Source organism: Escherichia sp. E2748 (genome assembly GCF_005781125.1).
Taxonomy (GTDB): Bacteria; Pseudomonadota; Gammaproteobacteria; order Enterobacterales; family Enterobacteriaceae; genus Escherichia.
Genome location: NZ_VATP01000016.1, coordinates 135,771 through 143,336 on the forward strand (window position 1 = coordinate 135,771; position 7,566 = coordinate 143,336).

Consider the following 7,566-nt stretch of genomic DNA (forward strand, 5'->3'; position numbering starts at 1 on the left):
AATTCCCTACAATCCTGCCCATTGTCTGCCAACAACTATGGGGATCTCATGGGCACGACCAAACACAGTAAACTGCTTATCCTGGGCTCAGGCCCGGCGGGATATACCGCTGCTGTCTACGCGGCACGCGCCAACCTGCAACCGGTGCTGATTACCGGCATGGAAAAAGGCGGCCAGCTGACGACGACCACTGAAGTAGAAAACTGGCCAGGAGATCCAAATGATCTGACCGGCCCGTTGCTCATGGAACGCATGCATGAACATGCTACCAAGTTTGAAACTGAAATTATTTTTGACCACATCAATAAAGTGGATTTGCAGAATCGTCCGTTCCGCCTGACTGGCGATAACGGCGAATATACCTGCGATGCGCTGATTATTGCCACCGGGGCTTCTGCACGCTATCTCGGCCTGCCCTCTGAAGAAGCCTTTAAAGGCCGTGGGGTTTCTGCCTGTGCAACCTGCGATGGATTTTTCTATCGCAATCAGAAAGTGGCGGTCATCGGCGGTGGCAATACCGCAGTTGAAGAGGCGCTGTATCTGTCTAACATCGCTTCCGAAGTACATTTGATCCACCGCCGCGATGGTTTCCGTGCGGAAAAAATCCTCATTAAGCGTCTTATGGACAAAGTGGAGAACGGCAACATCATTCTGCACACCAACCGTACGCTGGAAGAAGTGATCGGCGATCAGATGGGCGTCACTGGCGTTCGTCTGCGCGATACGCAAAACAGCGATAATATCGAGTCTCTCGACGTTGCTGGTCTGTTTGTTGCTATCGGTCACAGTCCGAACACGGCTATTTTTGAAGGACAACTGGAACTGGAAAACGGCTACATCAAAGTGCAGTCGGGTATTCATGGTAATGCCACCCAGACCAGCATTCCGGGCGTCTTTGCCGCAGGTGACGTGATGGATCATATTTATCGCCAGGCCATTACTTCTGCCGGTACAGGCTGCATGGCAGCACTTGATGCGGAACGCTACCTCGACGGTTTAGCTGACGCAAAATAATTTTACAAATCAGTAACAAAAGTAAAGAAGGCGACACCATGCGACTATGGGTCGCCTTTATTTTTTCCCCGTTGTAACATTGCTCTGCAAATAATTCTGATAACTCACCTGCTAAGCGTGCAATGAATAAATCCCGTCAAAAAGAGTTAACCCGCTGGTTAAAACAGCAAAGCGTCATCTCCCAACGTTGGCTGAATATTTCTCGTCTGCTGGGCTTTGTGAGCGGCATATTAATAATTGCCCAGGCCTGGTTTATGGCGCGAATTCTGCAACATATGATCATGGAGAACATCCCCCGAGAAGCCTTGCTACTTCCCTTTACCTTGCTGGTGATGACCTTTGTGCTGCGTGCATGGGTGGTCTGGTTACGCGAACGGGTGGGCTATCACGCCGGGCAACATATTCGTTTTGCCATCCGCCGCCAGGTTCTTGACCGTTTGCAGCAGGCGGGGCCGGCCTGGATTCAGGGCAAACCTGCGGGGAGCTGGGCGACGCTGGTGCTTGAGCAAATTGACGATATGCATGATTACTATGCTCGCTACCTACCGCAAATGGCGCTGGCAGTCTCAGTGCCACTACTGATTGTCGTCGCAATTTTCCCTTCTAACTGGGCCGCGGCACTTATTTTACTCGGCACTGCACCGTTAATTCCGTTGTTTATGGCTTTAGTTGGGATGGGTGCTGCCGATGCTAACCGACGCAACTTTCTCGCGCTTGCTCGCTTAAGTGGGCATTTTCTCGATCGTCTGCGCGGCATGGAAACCCTGCGTATTTTTGGTCGTGGCGAGGCTGAAATTGAAAGTATCCGTTCGGCTTCGGAAGATTTTCGCCAACGGACCATGGAAGTATTACGCCTGGCGTTTTTATCCTCCGGTATTCTTGAATTCTTTACCTCGCTGTCGATTGCCTTGGTCGCGGTGTACTTTGGTTTCTCTTATCTTGGTGAGCTGGATTTCGGCCACTACAGCACTGGCGTGACGTTGGCTGCGGGCTTCCTTGCGTTGATCCTCGCCCCCGAGTTTTTCCAGCCGTTACGTGATCTCGGCACGTTTTATCATGCCAAAGCCCAGGCTGTTGGCGCGGCTGACAGCCTGAAAACATTTATGGAAACACCGCTCGCCCATCCACAGCGTGGTGACGTTGAGTTAACGTCTACCGAACCAGTGACCATTGAAGCCAAAGATCTGTTCATCACATCGCCTGAAGGTAAAACACTGGCTGGCCCGCTGAACTTTATACTACCTGCAGGCAAACGTGCGGTACTGGTGGGACGAAGCGGATCCGGGAAAAGTTCACTATTAAATGCGCTTTCCGGTTTTCTCTCTTATCAAGGCTCGCTGCAAATCAACGGCATTGAATTGCGGGATTTATCTCCGGAATCATGGCGAAAACATCTCTCATGGGTTGGCCAGAATCCGCAATTACCCGCAGCAACAGTACGAGACAATGTGCTGCTGGCACGACCGGATGCCAGCGAGCAAGAGTTACAAACGGCCCTGGATAACGCCTGGGTCAGTGAGTTTCTGCCGCTCCTGCCGCAAGGCATCGATACTCCCGTGGGCGATCAGGCAGCTCGCCTTTCCGTAGGTCAGGCACAACGTGTGGCCGTAGCGCGTGCATTACTTCATCCCTGCTCACTGTTATTACTGGATGAACCTGCAGCCAGCCTCGATGCACACAGCGAGCAGCGTGTGATGCAGGCGCTAAACGCAGCCTCGCAGCGCCAGACAACGCTGATGGTCACCCACCAATTAGAAGATCTCGCTGACTGGGACGTCATTTGGGTGATGCAGGATGGCCAAATTATCGAGCAAGGTTGTTACGCTGATTTAAGCGTGGCTAACGGTCCATTCGCCACGTTGCTGGCCCACCGTCAGGAGGAGATTTAAATGCACGCGTTACTTCCTTATCTGGCTCTATATAAGCGTCATAAGTGGATGTTAAGTCTTGGTATTGTGCTGGCAATTGTCACACTGCTCGCCAGTATCGGCTTGTTGACGCTTTCTGGTTGGTTCCTCTCCGCTTCGGCAGTGGCGGGAGTTGCAGGACTGTACAGCTTTAACTACATGCTACCTGCCGCAGGTGTACGTGGCGCGGCAATCACCCGCACCGCCGGGCGCTATTTTGAACGTCTGGTGAGTCACGATGCGACTTTCCGCGTGTTGCAGCATTTGCGCATTTACACCTTCAGCAAGCTGTTGCCTCTCTCCCCTGCCGGGCTGGCCCGCTATCGCCAGGGCGAATTGCTCAACCGCGTCGTCGCCGATGTTGATACGCTCGATCATCTTTACTTGCGCGTTATCTCACCGCTGGTAGGGGCTTTTGTGGTAATTATGGTGGTGACTGTCGGGTTAAGTTTTCTTGATTTCACCCTCGCCTTCACGCTGGGCGGCATTATGTTGCTGACGCTTTTCCTGATGCCGCCGCTGTTTTATCGAGCGGGAAAAAGCACCGGGCAAAATCTTACCCATCTTCGCGGTCAGTATCGCCAACAGTTAACCGCCTGGCTGCAAGGGCAAGCTGAACTGACCATTTTTGGTGCCAGCGATCGTTATCGTACGCAGTTAGAGAACACCGAAATTCAGTGGCTGGAAGCGCAGCGTCGTCAGTCCGAACTGACCGCGCTCTCGCAGGCAATTATGCTGTTGATTGGCGCGCTGGCGGTGATTCTGATGCTATGGATGGCCTCCGGCGGCGTTGGCGGTAATAGCCAGCCAGGCGCGTTAATAGCGCTGTTTGTCTTCTGTGCATTGGCTGCATTCGAAGCCCTGGCTCCGGTGACAGGTGCATTTCAGCATCTGGGGCAAGTTATTGCTTCTGCCGTGCGTATCACTGACTTAACTGACCAAAAACCAGAAGTGACCTTTCCGGATACTCAGTCCGCCGTTCCTGAGCAGGTTTCCCTGACATTACGGGATGTTGTGTTCACTTATCCGGAACAATCCCAACAAGCGCTCAAAGGGATTTCTCTTCAGGCAAACGTCGGAGAACATATTGCGATTCTCGGGCGAACCGGATGCGGCAAATCAACGTTGTTACAACTTCTAACCCGTGCATGGGACCCGCAACAGGGTGAGATTTTGCTCAACGGCAGCCCGATCTCTGACCTGAATGAATCGACATTGCGCCAGACCATCAGCGTTGTGCCGCAGCGAGTGCATCTGTTTAGCGCCACACTGCGCGATAATCTGTTACTCGCCGCACCTGGCGCTACTGATGAGACTCTTGCTGAAATTCTCCGTCGCGTCGGTCTGGAGAAACTACTCGAAGACACAGGGCTCAACAGTTGGTTGGGAGAAGGCGGACGTCAGCTTTCCGGCGGCGAACTGCGTCGTCTGGCTATCGCCCGTGCGCTATTGCACGATGCGCCGTTAGTATTGCTGGATGAACCAACCGAAGGCTTAGATGCCACGACTGAAAGTCAGATCCTCGAATTACTGACTGAAATGATGCGTGAGAAAACGCTATTGATGGTTACACATCGGCTGCGTGGACTTTCACATTTTCAGCAAATAATAGTGATGGACAACGGGCAAATTATTGAACAAGGTACTCATGCAGAACTGCTTGTCAGACAGGGGCGTTATTACCAGTTTAAGCAGGGTTTGTAAGCTATTATTGAACGATCCGACTTGCGTAGTGGAGTTTTGCAGTCATGCGCCTGGTTCAGCTTTCTCGCCATTCAATAGCCTTCCCTTCCCCGGAAGGCGCATTACGTGAGCCTAACGGTCTGCTGGCGCTGGGAGGCGATCTTAGCCCTGCGCGGCTGCTCATGGCTTATCAGCGCGGTATTTTCCCGTGGTTTTCTCCGGGCGATCCTATTCTCTGGTGGTCGCCTGATCCTCGTGCGGTTTTATGGCCAGAATCACTGCATATCAGCCGCAGCATGAAACGTTTTCATAAGCGCTCTCCCTATCGCGTCACGCTGAATTACGCGTTTGGTCAGGTCATTGAAGGCTGCGCCAGCGATCGCGAAGAAGGGACCTGGATAACGCGTGACGTCGTCGAAGCCTACCATCGTCTTCACGAGTTGGGCCATGCCCATTCCATAGAAGTGTGGCGTGAAGGCGAAATTGTCGGCGGCATGTACGGCGTAGCACAGGGAACACTGTTTTGTGGCGAGTCGATGTTCAGCCGCATGGAGAATGCCTCGAAAACAGCGCTCCTGGTTTTTTGTGACGAATTTATCCGCCACGGCGGCAAGCTTATCGACTGCCAGGTATTAAATGACCATACGGCCTCGCTTGGTGCCTGCGAAATTCCTCGCCGGGATTACCTCAATTATCTCAATCAACTGCGCCCCGAACGGTTACCAAATAATTTCTGGGTACCACGGCGATTGTTTTCACCACAAGAATGAATGTTTTCGGCACATTTCTCCCCAGAGTGTTATAATTGCGGTCGCAGAGTTGGTTATGCTCATTACTCCGCTGCCGATAAGGAATTTTTCGCGTCAGGTAACGCCCACCGTTTATCTCACCGCTCCCTTATACGTTGCGCTTATAGTGCGGCTTAGCCGTGTGTTTTCGGAGTTATGTGCCAAACCTGTTTGTTGCGAATTAGCGCACAAATCTTTACTTATTTACAGAACTTCGGCATTATCTTGCCGGTTCAAATTACGGTAGTGATACCCCAGAGGATTAGATGGCCAAAGAAGACAATATTGAAATGCAAGGTACCGTTCTTGAAACGTTGCCTAATACCATGTTCCGCGTAGAGTTAGAAAACGGTCACGTGGTTACTGCACACATCTCCGGTAAAATGCGCAAAAACTACATCCGCATCCTGACGGGCGACAAAGTGACTGTTGAACTGACCCCGTACGACCTGAGCAAAGGCCGCATTGTCTTCCGTAGTCGCTGATTGCTTTACCGCCTGATGGGCGAAGAGAAAGAACGAGTAAAAGGTCGGTTTAACCGGCCTTTTTTGCGTTTGGAGTTACGGGGAATAAATATTGGAGGATGGAGTGTTGTGTTTGAAAACTGCCTGTACGGCAGTGAACAGGGCTTTGACCTGATCGGTTGTCATGGTTCTTTTCTAAGCTGCCTGTACGGCAGTGAACGGCGGACTCAATAGCCGTTGAGCGCGACGAACTTTCTAAGCTGCCTGTACGGCAGTGAACTTCACAACCTGAGCTTTACGTCTCCGCTGTATTTTCTAAGCTGCCTGTACGGCAGTGAACATAGAGCAGATTCAGCCCGCTGATATCACAGCTTTCTAAGCTGCCTGTACGGCAGTGAACTCGATTGCATTTGCTAATTCCACGTAAGAAAGTTTCTAAGCTGCCTGTACGGCAGTGAACGTTCAGCCAGGCAGGCGGCGGAGTACGCGGATTTTCTAAGCTGCCTGTACGGCAGTGAACACTTCAGTAGCTGTCATTGCGGGGCCGTTCTGCTTTCTAAGCTGCCTGTACGGCAGTGAACCTGTTAACGCGTTCAGTCTGAACAATCGTTCCTTTCTAAGCTGCCTGTACGGCAGTGAACATATATCAGCGTGGCAACCGGAATCACCCTGTTTTCTAAGCTGCCTGTACGGCAGTGAACTTGGCGAGGCTGGTTATCGTCGGTTACGTTACTTTCTAAGCTGCCTGTACGGCAGTGAACTATTTACAGTGTAGTGCAATTACCACCGAGTGTTTCTAAGCTGCCTGTACGGCAGTGAACATTGAAATGCGCCGCGCTTTGGCCTCTGTTGATTTCTAAGCTGCCTGTACGGCAGTGAACATTGATTCCACGCACGTAAATATTTACGTACAGTTTCTAAGCTGCCTGTACGGCAGTGAACACGATTCCCGGCAGATCAGCACGTTCCGCGTCTTTCTAAGCTGCCTGTACGGCAGTGAACGGTTTGTAGGCTCTATTCACGACACGGAAGATTTTCTAAGCTGCCTGTACGGCAGTGAACGTTGTGGACTGGAATTAAGGATCTGTGTGGCTTTTCTAAGCTGCCTGTACGGCAGTGAACATAGTTTTGTGTTTTTGTCGGCAGTATTGGCGTTTCTAAGCTGCCTGTACGGCAGTGAACCAGCATCGACCGCGTACATGCTAAGAGGGTTATTTCTAAGCTGCCTGTACGGCAGTGAGCGCAATTTTTCGGCCAGCCTTTTGACGGCGTTCTTTCTAAGCTGCCTGTACGGCAGTGAGCTGGAATAATAGCAGACTATCCGATTGATTTACTGTTAAAACTTACAAAGTCGCAGATTTAAACCCTTTTTCCAGACATCAAAAAAGCAATAAACAAAATCAATGAGTTACATTTCAACCTAAAAAAAGGGTCTATTTGGTACTTCTTCAATCTCATATTTTATGCATAGATTTTGATAAACAATTGACCAGAACACATACGGTCAAAATCTCCGGGCGCGAACAGTATGTTCATTGCGTAACCAAACGAATCAATCCATATAAATTCTTCTTGACCGTTTTACTCCAACTCCCTATAGTAGCGCCCCGTTGCCACCCATGAGGTCAGGCAGCAAAACAATTTGGTGAGGTGTCCGAGTGGCTGAAGGAGCACGCCTGGAAAGTGTGTATACGGCAACGTATCCGGGCT

5 protein-coding genes and 1 CRISPR repeat array are annotated in these 7,566 nt (G+C 51.1%); all 5 genes read left to right on the forward strand.

What is annotated here, in order from left to right; genetic code table 11:
- Positions 1-48: 48 nt before the first annotated feature.
- The 5 genes from trxB (at position 49) to infA (ending at position 5,877) form a co-directional block, all read left to right on the forward strand.
- Entirely contained in the window at positions 49-1,014 is a 966-nt protein-coding gene (trxB, locus tag FEK42_RS14280) for a thioredoxin-disulfide reductase (protein ID WP_130205283.1), read from the forward strand.
- A 122-nt stretch (positions 1,015-1,136) separates the two neighbouring features.
- A complete protein-coding gene (cydD, locus tag FEK42_RS14285; RefSeq protein WP_130260768.1) occupies positions 1,137-2,903 on the forward strand; it encodes a cysteine/glutathione ABC transporter permease/ATP-binding protein CydD in 1,767 nt (588 codons plus the stop codon).
- Complete coding sequence (gene cydC / locus FEK42_RS14290; protein ID WP_135492119.1) at positions 2,904-4,625, forward strand: cysteine/glutathione ABC transporter ATP-binding protein/permease CydC; 1,722 nt, start codon at positions 2,904-2,906, stop codon at positions 4,623-4,625. It abuts the gene before it with no gap.
- 44 nt (positions 4,626-4,669) lie between these two features.
- A complete protein-coding gene (aat, locus tag FEK42_RS14295; RefSeq protein ID WP_130205277.1) occupies positions 4,670-5,374 on the forward strand; it encodes a leucyl/phenylalanyl-tRNA--protein transferase in 705 nt (234 codons plus the stop codon).
- 284 nt (positions 5,375-5,658) lie between these two features.
- Complete coding sequence (gene infA / locus FEK42_RS14300; protein ID WP_001040187.1) at positions 5,659-5,877, forward strand: translation initiation factor IF-1; 219 nt, start codon at positions 5,659-5,661, stop codon at positions 5,875-5,877.
- A gap of 111 nt (positions 5,878-5,988) precedes the next feature.
- Positions 5,989-7,158: a CRISPR direct-repeat array (repeat unit 28 nt; unit sequence TTTCTAAGCTGCCTGTACGGCAGTGAAC).
- The last annotated feature ends 408 nt before the right edge of the window (positions 7,159-7,566 follow it).

Excerpts from the sequence above, each read along its gene's own strand:
- trxB (WP_130205283.1), top strand. The coding sequence starts at position 49 with ATGGGCACGACCAAACACAGTAAACTGCTTATCCTGGGCTCAGGCCCG.
- cydD (WP_130260768.1), top strand. The coding sequence starts at position 1,137 with ATGAATAAATCCCGTCAAAAAGAGTTAACCCGCTGGTTAAAACAGCAA.
- cydC (WP_135492119.1), top strand. The coding sequence starts at position 2,904 with ATGCACGCGTTACTTCCTTATCTGGCTCTATATAAGCGTCATAAGTGG.
- aat (WP_130205277.1), top strand. The coding sequence starts at position 4,670 with ATGCGCCTGGTTCAGCTTTCTCGCCATTCAATAGCCTTCCCTTCCCCG.
- infA (WP_001040187.1), top strand. The coding sequence starts at position 5,659 with ATGGCCAAAGAAGACAATATTGAAATGCAAGGTACCGTTCTTGAAACG.